Origin of the sequence: Aurantimonas litoralis (genome assembly GCF_026153195.1) — a bacterium.
Classification (GTDB): Bacteria; Pseudomonadota; Alphaproteobacteria; order Rhizobiales; family Rhizobiaceae; genus Aurantimonas; species Aurantimonas coralicida.
Genome location: NZ_JAPFBM010000001.1, coordinates 811,310 through 828,134 on the forward strand (window position 1 = coordinate 811,310; position 16,825 = coordinate 828,134).

At 68.0% G+C, this 16,825-nt stretch carries 13 protein-coding genes; 1 reads left to right on the plus strand and 12 read right to left on the minus strand.

Annotated elements, in window-relative coordinates; translation table 11 throughout:
- Positions 1 to 24 precede the first annotated feature (24 nt).
- The 12 genes from N7I30_RS03840 to uraH form a co-directional block, all read right to left on the minus strand.
- Positions 25 to 2,064: an alpha-1,4-glucan--maltose-1-phosphate maltosyltransferase gene (locus N7I30_RS03840; protein WP_498636801.1), complete on the minus strand. Its 2,040-nt coding sequence runs from the start codon at positions 2,062 to 2,064 to the stop codon at positions 25 to 27.
- Between the two features lie 214 nt (positions 2,065 to 2,278).
- Entirely contained in the window at positions 2,279 to 3,127 is an 849-nt protein-coding gene (locus N7I30_RS03845) for a fumarylacetoacetate hydrolase family protein (RefSeq protein WP_498636803.1), read from the minus strand.
- Between the two features lie 143 nt (positions 3,128 to 3,270).
- Complete coding sequence (gene guaD / locus N7I30_RS03850; protein ID WP_498636805.1) at positions 3,271 to 4,662, minus strand: guanine deaminase; 1,392 nt, start codon at positions 4,660 to 4,662, stop codon at positions 3,271 to 3,273.
- Positions 4,659 to 5,924 carry a urate hydroxylase PuuD gene (locus N7I30_RS03855; RefSeq protein WP_498636807.1) on the minus strand — a complete coding sequence of 422 codons (1,266 nt, stop codon included), beginning with the start codon at positions 5,922 to 5,924 and terminating at the stop codon, positions 4,659 to 4,661. The genes guaD and N7I30_RS03855 overlap by 4 nt, the downstream gene beginning before the upstream one ends.
- Positions 5,925 to 6,038: 114 nt before the next feature.
- Positions 6,039 to 7,127 carry a BMP family ABC transporter substrate-binding protein gene (locus N7I30_RS03860; RefSeq protein WP_188075999.1) on the minus strand — a complete coding sequence of 363 codons (1,089 nt, stop codon included), beginning with the start codon at positions 7,125 to 7,127 and terminating at the stop codon, positions 6,039 to 6,041.
- A gap of 31 nt (positions 7,128 to 7,158) precedes the next feature.
- Positions 7,159 to 8,085: an ABC transporter permease gene (locus N7I30_RS03865; protein WP_498636809.1), complete on the minus strand. Its 927-nt coding sequence runs from the start codon at positions 8,083 to 8,085 to the stop codon at positions 7,159 to 7,161.
- Positions 8,082 to 9,212 carry an ABC transporter permease gene (locus tag N7I30_RS03870; RefSeq protein ID WP_498636811.1) on the minus strand — a complete coding sequence of 377 codons (1,131 nt, stop codon included), beginning with the start codon at positions 9,210 to 9,212 and terminating at the stop codon, positions 8,082 to 8,084. The genes N7I30_RS03865 and N7I30_RS03870 overlap by 4 nt, the downstream gene beginning before the upstream one ends.
- Positions 9,212 to 10,753, minus strand: coding sequence for an ABC transporter ATP-binding protein (locus N7I30_RS03875; protein WP_498636813.1), 1,542 nt, complete (start codon positions 10,751 to 10,753; stop codon positions 9,212 to 9,214). Before N7I30_RS03875 ends, N7I30_RS03870 begins: the two co-directional genes overlap by 1 nt.
- An 11-nt stretch (positions 10,754 to 10,764) precedes the next feature.
- Positions 10,765 to 11,640 carry a xanthine dehydrogenase accessory protein XdhC gene (gene xdhC / locus N7I30_RS03880; RefSeq protein WP_498636815.1) on the minus strand — a complete coding sequence of 292 codons (876 nt, stop codon included), beginning with the start codon at positions 11,638 to 11,640 and terminating at the stop codon, positions 10,765 to 10,767.
- Positions 11,637 to 14,063, minus strand: coding sequence for a xanthine dehydrogenase molybdopterin binding subunit (gene xdhB / locus N7I30_RS03885; protein WP_498636817.1), 2,427 nt, complete (start codon positions 14,061 to 14,063; stop codon positions 11,637 to 11,639). The genes xdhC and xdhB overlap by 4 nt, the downstream gene beginning before the upstream one ends.
- Entirely contained in the window at positions 14,060 to 15,562 is a 1,503-nt protein-coding gene (gene xdhA, locus N7I30_RS03890; protein WP_498636819.1) for a xanthine dehydrogenase small subunit, read from the minus strand. The genes xdhB and xdhA overlap by 4 nt, the downstream gene beginning before the upstream one ends.
- The gene (uraH, locus tag N7I30_RS03895) at positions 15,562 to 15,930 is read right to left on the minus strand and encodes a hydroxyisourate hydrolase (protein ID WP_498636821.1); all 369 of its coding nucleotides are present in this window, start codon (positions 15,928 to 15,930) and stop codon (positions 15,562 to 15,564) included. Before uraH ends, xdhA begins: the two co-directional genes overlap by 1 nt.
- 170 nt (positions 15,931 to 16,100) lie before the next feature.
- Here uraH and N7I30_RS03900 point away from each other — a divergent pair, with 170 nt between their 5' ends.
- Positions 16,101 to 16,775 carry an HAD family hydrolase gene (locus tag N7I30_RS03900; RefSeq protein ID WP_498636823.1) on the plus strand — a complete coding sequence of 225 codons (675 nt, stop codon included), beginning with the start codon at positions 16,101 to 16,103 and terminating at the stop codon, positions 16,773 to 16,775.
- Positions 16,776 to 16,825: the final 50 nt, after the last annotated feature.

Consider the following 16,825-nt stretch of genomic DNA (forward strand, 5'->3'; position numbering starts at 1 on the left):
AGGCTGCTTCCCGAAAGATTGGTGTCAGCGTGAGATCTTGAAGACAGCGTAAGGCCGCTCCTGCGGATTCAGCCACCAGTGCTGAATCTTGCCGTGCCAGGCGAACTCGCGTCCGTCGACCATGTCGGTGACCCGGACCGTGCCGTCGTCGGGCAGTCCGAGCTCCCACATCGGCACCTCGAAGTGACCGCCCTGCGCCGAGTGCGGATCGAGATTGACGAGAAACAGCAGGAATGAGGAACGATCCTCCGTCCGCTTGCCGTAATAGAGGATCTGGTCGTTCCAGAAATTGTAGAAGGCGAGGCTGCGGAAATCCTGCAGCGCCGGCTCCTCGCGGCGGATCCGGTTGAAGAAGGCGATGTCCTCGCGGATGTTGCCCTCGGCCTTCCAGTCGAAGGCGCGGATCTCGTATTTCTCGGAGTTCAGATATTCTTCCTTGCCCGGCACGGGCAGGAATTCGCACAGCTCGAAGCCGGAATAGACGCCGTAATTGCCGCCGAGCGAAGCCGCCAGCGCAAGCCGGGTCTGGAAGCCGGGGCGGCCGCTGACCTGCAGATAGACCGGGTTGATGTCCGGCGTGTTGACGAAGAAATTTGGCCGCATGTACTCGGCGCATTCGTCCTGCGTCAGTTCGGTCAGATATTCGGCCAGCTCCGCCTTGGTGTTGCGCCAGGTGAAGTAGGAATAGGACTGGTTGTAGCCGACCTTGGCAAGCCGCTTCATCACCTTCGGCCGGGTGAAGGCCTCGGCGAGGAAGATCGCGCCGGGATCGACGCGGCGTACCTCGGCGATCATCCACTCCCAGAAGGGGAACGGCTTGGTGTGCGGATTGTCGACGCGGAAGATCCGCACGCCCTTGTCCAGCCAGAACAGCACGATGTCGCGCAAGGCGTACCAGATCGACGGCAGCGCGCCGCGATAGAAATGGACGTTGACGATGTCCTCGTACTTCTTCGGCGGGTTCTCGGCGTATTTGATGGTTCCGTCGGGCCGCCAGTCGAACCATTCCGGATGCTCCTTGATCCATGGATGGTCGGGCGAGCACTGGATGGCGAAGTCGATCGCGACTTCGAGCCTGTGGTCGCGCGCCCGCGAGACCAGCCGGGCGAAATCCTCGAAATTGCCGAGCTCCGGGTGGATGGCGTCGTGGCCGCCCTCGGGCGAACCGATGGCATAAGGGCTGCCGGGATCGGTGGGGCTGGGCGTCAGGGTGTTGTTGCGCCCCTTGCGGTTGGCGGTGCCGATGGGATGGATCGGCGGGAAATAGAGGACGTCGAAGCCCATCTCCTGGATGTCGGGCAGGCGGTCGATGACGTCGTCGAAGGTCCCGTGGCGATCGACATCGCCGGACTGGGAGCGTGGGAACAGCTCGTACCAGGCGGAAAAGCCCGCCGCCGTGCGATCCACCCAGACCGGGACATTGCCCGGATAGCGCGAGAGGTTGGTCCGCTGGCCGGCAACGGCCAGCAGGGCGATCGTCTCGGGGTCTTGCAGCAGATGATACTGGCCGTCCGCGTCACCTTTGGCTTGCAACGCTTCCAGCTTCTCGTGCAGCCGCAAAATCCCGTCCTGCTGCGCCGTAGTGCCCCGGCCGGATTCGCGGGCTGCGCGAACCAGTTCGCGCCCCTCGGTCAGTTCCAGATCGGTCAGCTTGCCGGCATCGCGCTTCTTCTTCGCCTCGTCGCGCCACGTCGCGTGCAGATCGCGCCAGGCAATGACCGAGAAACGATACGGACCCGGCTTCTCGAAGACGATCTCGGCCGACCAGCGATCGTTCTCGACGAAGATCAGCGGGGTCTCGTCCCAGTCCTCGGCATCGGCCGGCCCGTAGATGACGGCGGCTGCGATCTTGTCATGGCCATCGGAAAAGACGTCGGCCTCGACGACCAGCGGTTCGCCTTCCAGCCGCTTCACCGCGAAACGCCCGCCATCGATTTCCGGCGTGACCGTCTCGATCGCGATGCGGTTCTGCGCGAGCGCCAGGAGAGCCGCCTCGCCGGTCGAAGCCTCCGGCGCCTTGCGGGACGTACGGGATGCGCGCGCGGGCTGGACTGCCTTGGCCATGAAAATCCTTCCCCAGATCGGAAAGCCGTTCCCCGGAACGTCAGGGCGGCATCGAAGTCGACAAACGCGCCCGGTGCGGTATCGATCCCCTCTCCCGCGGTTCCTTTCGCGGTGACGGCAAAGCGACCGGGCATCGCCGCCGTCGAAGAAGAAAGCCGCCCGCAGGCGCAATGTTCCGTCCCGCCCCGCATCCGTTGCAGGCGGGACGGCCCGGTCAGGCGGTGGCGGCGCGGATGGTCTGGCGCTGCTCGCCCAGATGGGTGCCGCCCAAGGTGACGATATCGCCCGGCTTCAGGAAGACCGGCGGTTTCATTCCCATGCCGACACCGGGCGGCGTGCCGGTGGTGATGACGTCGCCGGGCATCAGCCGCATGAACTGCGAGATGTAGGAGACCAGGGTGCGGACCCCGAAGATCATCGTCGCGGTGGAGCCGGTCTGCATGCGCTCGCCATTGACGTCGAGCCAGAGATCGACGGCCTGCGGGTCGCCCAGCGTGTCGGGCGTCACCAGCCAGGGGCCGAGCGGGCCGAAGGTCGGGGCGCTCTTGCCCTTCATCCACTGGCCGCCGCGCTCGATCTGGAAACTGCGCTCGGAAACGTCGTGGCAGAGGCAGAAGCCGGCGACGTGATCCATCGCATCGGCTTCCGAGACGTAGCTCGCCTCGTCGCCGATCACGATGGCGATCTCGACCTCCCAGTCGAGCTTGTCGGAGCCGCGCGGCACCACGACGTCGTCATGGGGACCGACGATGCAGGAGGGTGCCTTGTTGAAGAGGATCGGTTCCTTCGGAATGTCGGCGCCGGTCTCCCTGGCGTGGTCGCTGTAGTTGAGCCCGACCGCGATGAAATTGCCCACCCGGCCGACGGGCGAGCCGATGCGGTGCGACGGGTCGGCCTTGGCGAGGCTCTTGGGGTCGATCGCCCGGATCCGCTCCATCTGGGCCCGGCCGAGGAACTCGCCGGCGATGTCGCCGACATCCTCCGACAGATCCCGCAGCACGTGATCGTCGTCGATCAGTCCCGGCTTCTCGTTGCCGGCCTCGCCGTATCGTACCAGTCGCATCCGATGTTCCTTCTCCAGCGCCGCCCGGGCGGCATGGTCTGGCAGAAGAGATAGACGGCAATGGCGTCATGTCGCGGCATTGCAGCGACTTTTATGGTGCTGCCAGCGATTTCAGCCGGTTGCGCGGTCCCCGAACCATGCGCTCACTGCGGTGCCTCGCCCTGGCTGCCGGTTGCGGACATCGGCGCCGGATCGGCGCGCGGCGGCAGCGCGCGTGCGGGCGACCCGCGATCATAGGCGCGGCGACCCTCGACATAGGTCGCCACCGTCGCCCGGTCGTCGCCGAGCACGATCAGTGCGAAGAGCTCCTCCTCCAGCGTCTCGACCCGCTCCATGCGCCGCCGCATGGCCGCGGTCGCGTGGCTGTCGAGAACGACGAAATCGGCCTCCATGCCCGGCGCGATCCGGCCGATGCGATTGTCGAGGCCCATGGCGGCCGCATTGCCGGCGGTCAGCATGTGGAAAGCGTCGAAGGCCGGCAGCCGCTGGCCGGCAAGGGCGAGCACCTTGTAGCCTTCGGACGCGGTCCGCAGCATGGAATAGCTGGTGCCGCCGCCGATATCGGTCGCGATGCCGGCGAGGATGCCGGCCTCGCGCATGCCGGCGAGATCGAACAGGCCGGAGCCGAGGAACAGGTTCGAGGTCGGGCAGAACACCGCCGTCGCCCCGCCCGCCGCCAGCGCGCCGCGTTCGCGCTCGGACAGATGAATGCAATGGCCGAACATCGCCTTCGGCCGCACGAGGCCGTAGCGCTCGTAGACCTCGGTATAGTCCTTCGACCAGGCAAACGCCTCGCGCACGAAGGCGATCTCGGCAGCGTTCTCGGACAGATGCGTCTGGATGTGCAGTTCGGGATACTCGGCCGCCAGCGTCTCGCAGGCTTCCAGCTGCGCCTCCGTGGAGGTCGGCGCGAAGCGCGGCGTGATGGCGTAGTCGAGCCGGCCCTTGCCATGCCAGCGCTCGATCAGCGCCTTGGACTGCTGGTAGCCGGTCTCGGCCGTGTCGAGCAGCGCCGCGGGGGCGTTGCGGTCCATCATCACCTTGCCGGCGACCATGCGCATGCCGCGCCGTCCGGCCTCGGCGAAGAAGGCATCGACGCTTTGCGGATGGCTGGTGCAATAGACCCCGGCGGTGGTGGTGCCGTTGGCCAGCAACTCGTCGAGGAGGAAGCGCGAGGCGGCCTCGGCGACGGCCGGATCGCCGTAGCGGCTTTCCTCCGGAAAGGTGTACTTTGCCAGCCATTCCATCAGCTCGGTGCCATAGGAGGCGATGACCTGGGTCTGGGGCATGTGCAGATGCGGGTCGCTGAAGCCCGGCATCAGCAGATGCGGACGGTGGTCGACGAGGGTCGTGTCGGGCGACAGCCGGCGCAGGATCTCCGCCGCCTCGCCCACTTCGCGAATGACGCCGTTCTCGACGACGACGATGCCGTCCGCGACATAGCGCACGGCACGCGCCTCGCCCTCCTCGGCCGGATCGGCGTCGAACCACAGAAGCCGCGCCCGGAGCGCGGTGCCGCCACCGGGGCGCTTCACCGCGGGGCTCCTGCCACGTAGAGGCCGGAACCCGAGGCGATCCAGGCCGCCAGCGTCTCGCGCTCGGCCGGCTCAATGCCGGTGACGTTGCCGGGCGGCATGGCATGGCTGCGCACCGCCTGCCGCTCGATCAGCGGCGCGAAGTGGATGATCTCGTCGGGCGTCTCCAGCCGCACGTTGCCGGGCGCCTGGCCGATGCCGGGCCAGAGCGGTTCGTCGGCATGGCACATGGAGCAGCGCGCCATGACGATGGCCTGCGCGTCCTCGAAATGGGGCGAGGCTGCGAGCGCCAGCTGCGGGTCGCCGTCCCAGCGGCGGCCGGCGCCCTCCTCGGCGGCAGCGGCGGGTTCGTTGCTCCAGCCGGGCGCGCCGGACAGGGTGATGACGGCGGCAAACAGCATGCCGGCGACGGCCCAGCACCACCAGAGCTGCCGGCCGGTCGCATGCATGGTGTTGAAGAAATGCCGGATCACCGCACCGATGAGGAGCACCAGCCCGGCGATCGCCCAGTTCCATTCGGTGGCGAAGGCCAGCGGGTAGTGGTTGGACAGCATCAGGAAGATGACCGGCAGGGTCAGGTAGTTGTTGTGCAGCGAGCGCTGCTTGGCCTCCTTGCCGAGCCGCGCCTCCGGCGTGCGGCCGGCCTTGAGGTCGGCGACGACGATGGTCTGGTTCGGGATGATGGTCAGGAAGACGTTGGCAGTCATGATCGTCGCGATCATCGCGCCGGTGTGGAGCATGGCGCCGCGGCCGGAAAACACCTGCGCGAAAAGATAGCTCGCCAGCACCACATAGACGAAGAGCGCGGCCAGCAGCGCCGTGTCGTTGTTCTTCAACGGCGACTTGCAGAGCCCGTCGTAGACCAGCCAGCCAAGCGCCAGTCCGCCGATACCGATGGCCGTCGCGCCCCAGACCGGCAGGTCGGCGCGGCTCGGGTCGATCAGATAGAGCTCGGCCCCGACGTAATAGACCAGGAACAGGAGCGCCGCCCCGGACAGCCAGGTGGCGTAGCTCTCCCATTTGAACCAGGTGAGGTCCTCGGGCATGTGGCCCGGCGCGACCATGTATTTCTGCACATGGTAGAAGCCGCCGCCATGCACCTGCCAGGCCTCGCCGCCGACGCCTTCCGGCAGCTCACGCGAGCGCCTGAGGCCGAGATCGAGGGCGATGAAATAGAAGGACGAGCCGATCCACGCGATGGCGGTGATCACATGCACCCAACGCACGGCGAAGCCCAGCCATTCGGCAAAATAGGTCCACATCGGCGAAACGTCCCTTACGTGAAAACGGCGGCGAAAGGTCCACAGGGACGCTCCGCCGCCGACAGGCTGGCCGGAACGGTCCGCGACGGGACCGCTCCGCAACTCAAGGCGTGATCAGTTCTGCACGCCCTCGACATACCAATCCATCTTGAGGAGGTCGCCGTCGGGGATGACCTCACCCTCGGCAGCGCGCTCCTCGCCGGCCTGATCCTTGATCGGTCCGGTGAAGATCTCGTAATTGCCGGCCTTGGTCTCGTCGACGATCTTCTGGGCGGCGGCCTTCACGTCATCGGGCATCTTGTCGTTGAACGGGCCCATCTCGACCTCGCCCTCGGCCATGCCGAGCCAGACATTGTCGGCTTCCCAGGTGCCGTCCAGCAGCGCCTCGACCCGCTTGACGTAATAGGGACCCCACTGGTCGACGATCGCCGTCATGTGGGCGTTCGGCGCGAAGCTGGTCATGTCCCAGGCCTGGCCGAAAGCGATGGCGCCGGCCTCTTCGGCCGCCTGCAGCGGAGCCGGCGAGTCGGTGTGCTGGGTGATGACGTCGGCACCCTGGCTCAGCAGCGCCTTGGCGGCGTCGGCTTCCTTGGCCGGGTCGTACCAGGACGAGACCCAGACGACCTGGGTGGTGAACTCCGGATTGACCTTGCGGGCCGCCAGGGTGAAGGCGTTGATGCCCATCACCACCTCGGGGATCGGGAAGGAGGCGATGTAGCCGGCCTTGCCCGTCTCCGACATCATGCCGGCGATCGTGCCGAGCACGGCGCGGCCCTGATAGAAGCGCGAATTGTACAGGCCCATGTTGTCCGAGCCGGTCTGGTAGCCGGTCGCGTGCTCGAACTTCACGTCCGGGAACTGCTTGGCCACCTTGATGGTCGGGTTCATGAAGCCGAACGACGTCGTGAAGATGATGTCGTTGCCTTCCTGGGCGAGCTGGCGGATGACGCGCTCTGCGTCCGGCCCCTCGGCGACGTTCTCGACATAGGAGGTCTCGACCTTGTCGCCGAGCTTCTCCTCGAGATATTTGCGGCCCTGGTCGTGGGCGTAGGTCCAGCCGAAATCGCCGATCGGACCGACATAGACGAAGGCGGCCTTGACGGTGTCCTTGCCGTCCTGCGCGAAGGCCGGCAGGGCGAAGGATGCGGCGGCGGCGAGCCCGACGGCTCCGGCCATCAGTCGGCGTCTGGTGGTGTCGAACATCTGGGACTCCTTTTCGTGTTCGTGGACGGGTTCAGGCACTGGCCCTGAAGGGTTGGCCGAGACAGGCGGGCGCCGCCGTACCGGCCCCGCGCCGGCCGGCGGAAATGATCGCCAGGACGAGCACCGTCGCCAGATAGGGAAGGCTCGCCAGAAGCTCGGGCGCGAAGAAATTGAGCCCGGCCGCCTTGGCCTGCAGCTCCAGCGTGATCACCGCGCCGAAGAGATACGCCCCGGCGAGCACCCGGCCCGGTCGCCAGGAGGCGAAGACCACCAGCGCGATGGCGATCCAGCCGCGGCCGGCGGTCAGCCGCTCGGCCCACATCGGCGTCAGCACCAGCGAATAATAGCAGCCGCCGAGACCGGCCATGGCGCCGCCGAACAGCACCGCCAGATAGCGGATCTTCAGCACCGGATAGCCGATCGAATGGGCGGCGCTGTCGCTCTCGCCGACGGCGCGCAGGATCAGCCCCGGCCGGCTGTGCTTGAGAAACCACCACACGCCGAGCGTCAGGAGAAGCCCGGCATAGACCAGCGGCGAATGGCCGAAGAGGATCCGCCAGATCGGGTCCGCCGACAGCGCGTCCGGAAAGACCGGGCCGAGCGGCGTCGTGGTGATGCCGACATAGGGTGCGCCGAGCAGCGCCGAGACGCCGGTGCCGAAGATCGTCAGGGCCAGTCCCGTCGCGACCTGGTTGGCCATCAGGCTCAGGGTCAGGACGGCGAAGATCAACGCCGCGAGCGCGCCTGCGCCCATGGCGGCGATCGCGCCCACCGCCGGCACGCCGGTGACCGACGCAACCGCAAAGCCGGTGACCGCGCCGATCAGCATCATGCCCTCGACGCCGAGATTGAGGACGCCGGATTTCTCGACGACGAGTTCGCCGAGCGCCGCGATCAACAGCGGGGTCGCGGCGGCGGCGACCGTCATCAGGATGGTGATGAACAGCGCAAGGGTCATGCGGTCGCGGCCTCCGCGCGGGTCTTGGTTGCGCCCTGCCCTGCCGCCGGCAACGGATGCCCGGCGGCCGGCCGACGCCACGCCAGCCGGTAGCGCACCAGAATGTCCGTCGCCAGCAGGAAGAACAGCATCATCGCCTGGAAGACCCCGGCGGCCGCCGACGGCAGTCCGAGCGCCGTCTGGGCGCTTTCGCCGCCGACATAGGTCAGCGCCAGCACCAGCGCCGCGAGCAGGATGCCGAGCGGATTGAGCCGGCCGAGAAAGGCAACGATGATCGCCGTGTAGCCGTAGCCGGTAGGAAACTGCGGGACCATCTGGCCGAAGGGACCGCTGGCCTCGAGGATGCCGGCAAGCCCGGCCATGCCGCCGCCGACCATCAGTGCCAGCCAGACGGTGGAGGATTGCCGGAAGCCGCCATAGCGCGCCGCGCGCGGGGCGAGGCCCACGACGCGGATCTGGAAGCCGGTGATCGAGCGGGCGATCAGGAACCAGGCGGTCAGCGCCAGCGCCGCGGCGATCGGAATGCCGAGATGGATCAGCGTGCCCGGCACGGCGACGGGCAGCGTCTGCGCCGCCGAGAACATCGCCGTCTGCGGGAAGTTGAAGCCCATCGGGTCCTTCCACGGCCCGCGCATCAGATAATACAGGAGCTGGATCGCCACGTAATTGAGCATCAGGCTCGACAGGATCTCGTTGACGTTCATCCGCGTCTTGAGAAAAGCCGGCACCGCCGCCCAGGCCATGCCGCCGAGGATGCCGGCGACGACCATCAGCGGCAGGACCCAGCCGCCGTTGAGATCGAGCGTGGCGAGCGCGATGCCGGTGCCGGCGAGGCCGCCCAGAATGTACTGCCCCTCGGCGCCGATGTTCCAGACATTGGCGCGAAAGCCGATGGCGAGGCCCGTGGCGATGATCGCCAGCGGCGCGGCCTTCACCAACAGATCCTGCCAGCGATAGGGATTGAACAGCGGTCGCACGAAGATCTCGTAGACCGCCAGCGCGCCGTTGTGGCCGAGCAGCGTGAACAGCAGCGCACCGACGACAAGGGTGAGGCCGACGGCGATCACCGGGGCGGCCAGCATCATGGCCCGGCTCGGCTCGCGCCGCGGTTCGAGGACGAAGGCCATCAGGCGGCCCGCTCCGCACCGACCGGCGGCTGATCGGCCTCGCCATGGACACCGCCCATCAGCAGCCCGACCCGTTCGACCGAAATGCCCTTCACCTCCATCGCATCCGACAGATGTCCCCCATTGATGACCGCCATGCGGTCGCAAAATTCCAGAAGCTCGTCGAGGTCCTGACTGACCACGACGATCGCCGTGCCCTTGCCGGCGAGATCGACCATGGCCTGGCGGATGAAGGAGGCCGCGCCCGCGTCGACGCCCCAGGTCGGCTGCGAGACGACCAGCACCGCCGGCTCCTGCATGATCTCCCGGCCCATGACGAATTTCTGCAGATTGCCGCCGGACAGGCTGGCGGCCGAGGCCGCCGGCCCGGTGGCCTTCACCGAAAAGGCGTCGATGACCGCAGCGGCAAAGCGGCGCGCTGCCCCGGCGCGGATGATGCCACCCGACACCAGCCCCTTGCGCCGGCGCGCCGACAGGATGGCGTTCTCGGCGAGCGAAAGTCCCGGCACGGCGGCGTGGCCGTTGCGCTCCTCCGGCAGGGTTGCCAGCCCGGCGACACGGCGCCCGGTCACCGAGAGGCGGGTGATCGGCGTATCGTCGAGGGTGATCGCGCCACCCTCATAGTCGGCGCGTTCGCCCGACAGCGCCGAGAGAAGCTCGTTCTGGCCGTTGCCCGCGACACCGGCGATGCCGAAGATCTCGCCGGCCCGCACCGCGAAGGAGACATCCGCAAGGCTGGTGCCGAAGGGCGGCTCGCCGGCCATCGACAGCGCCTCGACCACCAGCCGGTTGGCGCCGGAGCATTCGCCCTCGCGCGGCGCCAGATCCTTCAGGCTGCCGCCGATCATCAGCTCGGCCATGGAGCGCGCCGATTCCGCCCGCGGATCGCAGGTCGCCACCACCTTGCCGCCGCGCAGGATGGTCGCCGACTCGCAGAGTTCCTTGATCTCGTGCAGCTTGTGGGAAATGTAGAGGATCGAGCAGCCCTCGGAGGCAAGGCGCCGCAGCGTGTCGAAGAGCTGCTCCACCTCCTGGGGCGTGAGCACCGAGGTCGGCTCATCCATGATCAGCAGCTTCGGGCGCTGCAGCAGCGCCCGCACGATCTCGATGCGCTGGCGCTCGCCCACCGACAGGGTGTGGACGTAGCGGTGCGGGTCGAGGGTGAGCTTGTAGGTCTCGAGGACGTCGCGGACCGCGGCTTCCAGCTCGCGGCGCGGCGGCGGATTGTCCATGCCCAGCGCGATGTTCTCCAGCACCGTCATCGCCTCGAACAGCGAGAAATGCTGGAACACCATGCCGATGCCGAGGGCCCGCGCCTCGCGCGGCGAGTCGATGGACACCACGCGGCCGTCGAAGGCGATCTCGCCCTCGTCGGCCTTCTGCACGCCGTAGATGATCTTGACGAGGGTCGACTTGCCGGCGCCGTTCTCACCCAGGAGGGCGTGAATCTCTCCGGGCGCCACGGAGAACGACACCGCCTCGTTGGCGACGACGCCCGGAAAGCGCTTCGTGATACCGGAAAGCTGCAGCCGTGGCGCCATGGCGGAGCGGGTCACCTCGTTGATCGGACTGGCGCACTATTGCACCGCGCAGACGCAGCTGCAAAGCGATCGATCACTATTTCCTGTTGACTGGAAAGCAGGCAGGTCGCCAGCTCGGCAGCCGTCAGCGCGGCGATCACTTCGGGCCGCTTGTCCCGCAGCGCAGCACCGCCGATCGGCAAGGTCAGCCGATCGATGTCACTGCTGCGTCCGGCGGCCTCCAGGTCGCGGCGCAGGCGCTCGCGCTTGGTCGCCGAGCCGATCATCCCGACATAGGCGGCATCGCCCCGCGCCAGCGCCGCGCCGGCAATGAGGAAGTCCAGCGAGTGCTCGTGGGTCATCACCACATAGGCGGCGCCCGGCGGTGCGGCGTCCACTTCGGCCTCGGGCAGCGCGGCGGCGACGGTCGCGATGGTGTCGGGCAGGCCGTGCAGCGTCTCCGGCCGGCTGTCGACGAGCCGCACGGAAAAGGGCAGCAGCGCCAGCGCCGTCGCCAGTGCGCGCCCGGTATGGCCGGCGCCGAAGATCAGCACGGTGGGCTGGGCCGCGCGCCGGGCAGCGTCGTCCCTCGTCAAGGTCTGCAGCGTGGCATCGTCGGCGCGGGCGAGGTCGAGGCGGACGCGGCCGCCGCAGCACTGGCCGATTTCCGGGCCGAGGGGCACGTCCATTACGGCCGTATCCTCGCCGGCCTCCAGCATCATGCGGGCGCGCTCGATGGCCTCGAATTCCAATCGCCCGCCGCCGATCGTGCCGGCCATGCCGTCGGCAGTCACCAGCATCGCCGCGCCGGCTTCGCGCGGGGTCGAGCCGCGGACCTCAGTCACCGTGACGAGAACGGCCGGATCACCCGCAGCAAGCGCCGCGCGCAGGGCGGCCGCGAGGCTCATGCGGCGCCCCGCACGCTGTCTACGGCCGCCAGCACCCGCTCGGGCGTCGCCGGCACGTCGAGATCGGGGAACGCCCGGCCGTCACCCGCCGCGATGATCGCATCGGTCAGGGCCGAGAACACCGAGATCGCCAGCATGAAGGGCGGCTCGCCGACGGCCTTGGAGCGATAGATCGTTTCGGAGCGGTTCTCGCCCTTCTCCCAGATCGCCAGGCGGAAATCGTCGGGCCGGTCGTTGGCCGTCGGGATCTTGTAGGTCGAGGGCGCATGGGTCGTGAGCCGTCCGGCTTCGTCCCACCAGAGCTCTTCCATGGTCAGCCAACCCATGCCCTGGATGAAGCCGCCCTCGATCTGGCCCCGGTCGATTGCCGGGTTCAGCGACCGGCCGACATCGTGGAGAATGTCGGTGCGCAAGAGCCGGTACTCGCCGGTCAGCGTATCGATCACGACCTCCGAACAGGCCGCCCCATAGGCGAAGTAATAGAAGGGCGTGCCACGGGCATTGTCGCGATCGTAGCTGATGCCGGGCGTGGCGTAGAAGCCCGTCGAGGACAGGGAGATGCGGGCCAGATAGGCCTCGCCGACGAGATCGGAGAAGCGCTTCTCGGCATTGCCGATCCGCACCCGGTTGGCCTCGAACACGACCTGGTCGCGGGGCACGTGATAGCGCTCCACGGCATAGTCGATCAGCCGATCCTTGATGGTGCGGGCGGCCGCCTGCGCCGCCATGCCGTTGAGGTCCGAGCCGGACGAGGCGGCGGTTGCCGAGGTGTTGGGGACCTTGCCCGTGGTCGTGCCGGTGATCTTCACCTGGTCGATGTCGATCTGGAATTCCTCGGCGACGACCTGCGCGACCTTGGTGAACAGCCCCTGCCCCATCTCGGTGCCGCCGTGGTTCAGCGTCACCGAGCCGTCCTTGTAGACATGGACGAGGGCGCCGGCCTGGTTGAGATGGCTGGTGGTGAAGGAGATGCCGAACTTCACCGGCGTCAGGGCGAGCCCCTTCTTCAGCACCGGATTGGCGGCGTTGAAGGCCGCGATCTTTTCGCGCCGGGCGCGATAGGCGCAGCTCGCCTCCAGTTCCTCGAGGATCTCGCCGATGACCGAATCGGTCACTGGCATGTGGTAGGGCGTCGATGCCGGGCCCGCCTCGCTGCCGGGCGCCGGATAGACATTGCGCTTGCGCACGTCGAGCGGATCGAGCCCGGTGGCGAAGGCGATCCGGTCCATGGCGCGCTCGATGCCGACCATGCCCTGCGGACCGCCGAAGCCGCGAAACGCCGTGTTGGAGACCGTATGCGTCTTCAGCCGCCGCGAATGGATGCGCGCGGCGGGCAGCGCATAGGCGTTGTCGGCATGGAACATCGCCCGGTCGGCAATCGCCGCGGACAGGTCCTTGGAATAGCCGCAGCGCACGAAATGGGCGAAATCGACGGCTTCGATCCGGCCATCGGCGTCGAAGCCGAGATCGTACTCGATCCGCACCTCGTGGCGCTTGCCGGTCATGACCATGTCGTCGTCGCGGTCGAGCCGGCATTTGGCCGGCCGGCCGGTCTTCACCGCCACCAGCGCCGCGACGGCGGCGAACAGTGCCGGCTGGCTTTCCTTGCCGCCGAAACCGCCGCCCATGCGCCGCACCTCGACGGTCACCGCATGGTCGGGAATCCCGAGCATCTTGGCGACGTTGTGCTGAACCTCCGAGGGATGCTGGGTTGAGGAGCGCACGAGCACGTCGCCGTCCTCGCCGGGGATCGCAGAGGCGATCTGGCCTTCCAGATAGAAATGGTCCTGGCCGCCGATCTCGATCCTGCCGCGCAGGCGCTGATGGGCCGTCTTGAGCACCGCCTCGGCGTCGCCGAGCCGCATCTCGTGCGGCGGCAGCAGATCCTCGCCGGCCTCGTCGGCCATCGTGATCGCCGCGTCGAGGTCGATCGCCGCCGGCAGATCCTCATAGGCGATCGTCGCGCATTTCGCCGCGGCCCTTGCCAGGGCCAAGGTCTCGGCGGCGACGGCGAAGATCGGCTGGCCGACATACTGGACAGTGGCGCCCTCGCCTTCGAGCGGCGGAAAGATCGGATCGTCGCCGAAGACCGGCGAATAGTCGTTCTGGCCGGGAATGTCGGCTGCCGTCAGCACCGCCACAACGCCCGGCGCGGCGCGCACCGCATCGAGATCCATCGACCGGATGCGGGCATGGGCGCGCTCGGACATGGCGATGAAGATCTGGAGCGTGCCCGGCAGTTCCGGATCGTCGTCGATATAGCGGGCGGCACCGGAGACATGCTTGGCGCCGCTGTCATGGGCGAGCGCCGCGCTGACGCCGCCCCGAATGGCACGGGCCTCGCCCGGCGGCTGCTCGCCGAGTTCGGCGGCCGCCGGCTCGCCGGCCGCACCGCGATCCTGGATGCGGGTTTCATCGATCATGATGCCGCACCGACCGGTTCGCCAAAAGTCTCCGGCTGCACGTCAGCCAGCCCCATGCGCGGCGCGCCCCCTTCCGGAAGCAGGAAGCGACGCAACAGATTCTGCGCGGTCTTCAGACGGTATCCGGCCGAGGCCCGCATGTCGGTCAGCGGCGTGAAATCCTCCGCCAGCGCGGCGATGGCGGCCTTGATGGTGTCGGGGCCAAGCGGTTGCCCGACCAACGCCGCCTCGGCCCGCGCGGCGCGCCTGGGAACGCCCGCCATGCCGCCGAAGGCCAGTCGCGCCTCGGTGACGCGCGCGCCCGGCCCCTCGCCTTCGACCGTCAGGCGGAAGGCGGCCATGACCGCCGAAATGTCGGAATCCAGCCGCTTGGAGATCTTGTGGGCGAAGAAGCGCTGGCCGTCCTCGAGCCGTGGCACTTCGACGGCGATGACGAACTCGCCCTTGGCGCGGTCCTGCCTTCCATATTCGAGGAAGAAGTCTTCCAGCGGCACCTGGCGGAAATCGTCGCCCTTGCGCAGATGCAGCACCGCGCCGAGCGCGATCAGGCAGGGCGGCAGATCGCCGATGGGCGAGCCGTTGGCGATGTTGCCGCCGACCGTGCCGGCATTGCGGATCTGGTAGCCGGCAAAGCGGCGCAGCATCTCGCCGAGATCCGGGTGAATGTCGGCGAGGATGTCGCGGGCCTCGCGATGGGTGACCGCCGCGCCGAAATAGACCCGGCCGCCGGCCTCCTCGATCACCCGCAGGTCCCGGACATGGCTGACGTCGATCAGAACGGGCAGGTCGCGATGCTGCTTGGTGACCCAGAGGCCGACATCGGTCGCGCCGGCAACCAGCACGGCGTCCGGGTACTCGGCATAGAGGTCGGCGAGATCGTCGACATTGGTCGGCGCGAACCAGCGGCCGCCATCCTGCTCATAGGCAAAGACCGCGTCGCCCTCGATGACGCGCAGGCGGCGGGAGAGCACCGCGTCCTCTGCCCGCGTGTCGGGGACGGGCTCGGCGGCCAGATCGAGGCCGGCATCGATGATCGGACCGTAGCCGGTGCAGCGGCACAGATTGCCGGCGATCAGGTCCTTCACCGATGCCCGGTCGGAGATCGCGCCGGTCAGCCAGCCCGCATGAAGCTGCATGACGAAACCCGGCGTGCAGAAGCCGCACTGGCTGCCGTGACGCTCGACCATCGCGGTCTGCACCGGATGCGGCCCCTCGCGCCCGATATGCTCCACGGTCTCGATGGCGCGGCCGTTCATCGCCGGCAGAAACTGGATGCAGGCGTTCACCGCGCGGCGATGCAGGCCGCCCGCCCCGTCGGATTCGGCCAGAAGCACCGTGCAGGCACCGCAATCGCCCTCGGCGCAGCCTTCCTTGGTGCCGGTCAGCCGCTCGGTCCGGCGCAGATATTCCAGCAGCGTCGTCGTCGTCGCGACGCCCTCGACGGCGCGTTCCTCGCCGTTGAGCACGAAGCGGATCGGCCGGGCGGAGATCGCCGTCATCAGCTCCCCCGATAGGTCGAATAGCCGAAGGGCGAGAGCAGCAGCGGCACGTGATAATGGCTGCGTTCGGCGATGCCGAAGCGCAGCACCACGTCGCCGAGGAATTTCGGCGCCTGCAGGTCGATGCCCATGGCGTCGAAATAGGCGCCGGCCGCGAATACCAGCTCGTATTCGCCGATTGCGAAGGCGTCGCCCGCCATCAGCGGCGCGTCACAGCGTCCGTCGGCATTGGTCACGGCCTCGACGACCAGCGTGCGGCTGCCGTCCGGGCCGAGCCGGGTCAGCGCCACGGCGATGCCGGAGCCGGGACGACCGAGACTGGTGTCCAGCACATGCGTCGTCAGCCGCGCCTGATCTGCTTCGCCCATCGAGGCCGTTCCATTGCTTTTTTGACCATCCGGTCAGCATCCTGCACCGCCCGGTGCGGAGCCGTAAAGCGGGGCGCTGCACAATAATCCACTCGCCGCAGCGCCCTGGCGCCACACATCCCCCGTGACAGCCGTTCCGCCGGGATGGCCGACACCAATGGAGCCAGAACATGCGTGACGGACCGGCCTTCCTCTTCGACCTCGACGGCACCCTCGTCGACAGCGTCTACCAGCATGTCATCGCTTGGCAGGAGGCGCTCGATTCGGAAGGCATCGCCCTGTCGGTCTGGCGCATCCACCGCAAGATCGGCATGAGCGGCGGGCTGTTCACCAACCAGCTGCTGCGCGAGACCGATCGCGAGATCACCGAGAAGACCTCGGAGCGCCTGCGCAAGCTTCATGCGGAGGCCTATGGCCGGCACGCCCACATGGTGCGGCCACTGCCGGGCGCGACGGAGCTCCTCGCGGCGCTGACCGAGGCGGGCGTCAAATGGGCGATCGCCACCAGTGGGCGGATGGAGACGGCGCGGCACAATCTCGACCGGCTCGGCGTCGATCCCGACAAGGTGCCGGTGATCACCCGCGACCTGGTCAAATACGCCAAGCCCGATCCCGACCTGTTCATCGCTGCGGCCGAGAAGCTGGGCGTTGCGACCGACACCACCATCGTCGTCGGTGATTCGATCTGGGACATGCTGGCCGCGCAGCGCTGCCGGGCGCTCGGCGTCGGGCTGCTGTCGGGCGGCTACGGCACCAACGAGCTGGAGCGGGCCGGCGCCTTCCGGGTCTACGAGGACCCCGCCGACATGCTGCTGCATATCGACGAGGTGGGCGGTCGCCGCTGACCCTTCGCGGCGTCTCTCGCCGACGCTTCCAGAGACGACCGGGTTCGGGC

Excerpts from the sequence above, each read along its gene's own strand:
- N7I30_RS03900 (WP_498636823.1), top strand. The coding sequence starts at position 16,101 with ATGCGTGACGGACCGGCCTTCCTCTTCGACCTCGACGGCACCCTCGTC.
- N7I30_RS03860 (WP_188075999.1), bottom strand. The coding sequence starts at position 7,127 with ATGTTCGACACCACCAGACGCCGACTGATGGCCGGAGCCGTCGGGCTC.
- xdhC (WP_498636815.1), bottom strand. The coding sequence starts at position 11,640 with ATGAGCCTCGCGGCCGCCCTGCGCGCGGCGCTTGCTGCGGGTGATCCG.
- xdhB (WP_498636817.1), bottom strand. The coding sequence starts at position 14,063 with ATGATCGATGAAACCCGCATCCAGGATCGCGGTGCGGCCGGCGAGCCG.
- uraH (WP_498636821.1), bottom strand. The coding sequence starts at position 15,930 with ATGGGCGAAGCAGATCAGGCGCGGCTGACGACGCATGTGCTGGACACC.
- N7I30_RS03840 (WP_498636801.1), bottom strand. The coding sequence starts at position 2,064 with ATGGCCAAGGCAGTCCAGCCCGCGCGCGCATCCCGTACGTCCCGCAAG.
- N7I30_RS03870 (WP_498636811.1), bottom strand. The coding sequence starts at position 9,212 with ATGGCCTTCGTCCTCGAACCGCGGCGCGAGCCGAGCCGGGCCATGATG.
- N7I30_RS03845 (WP_498636803.1), bottom strand. The coding sequence starts at position 3,127 with ATGCGACTGGTACGATACGGCGAGGCCGGCAACGAGAAGCCGGGACTG.
- xdhA (WP_498636819.1), bottom strand. The coding sequence starts at position 15,562 with ATGACGGCGATCTCCGCCCGGCCGATCCGCTTCGTGCTCAACGGCGAG.
- N7I30_RS03865 (WP_498636809.1), bottom strand. The coding sequence starts at position 8,085 with ATGACCCTTGCGCTGTTCATCACCATCCTGATGACGGTCGCCGCCGCC.
- N7I30_RS03875 (WP_498636813.1), bottom strand. The coding sequence starts at position 10,753 with ATGGCGCCACGGCTGCAGCTTTCCGGTATCACGAAGCGCTTTCCGGGC.
- N7I30_RS03855 (WP_498636807.1), bottom strand. The coding sequence starts at position 5,924 with ATGTGGACCTATTTTGCCGAATGGCTGGGCTTCGCCGTGCGTTGGGTG.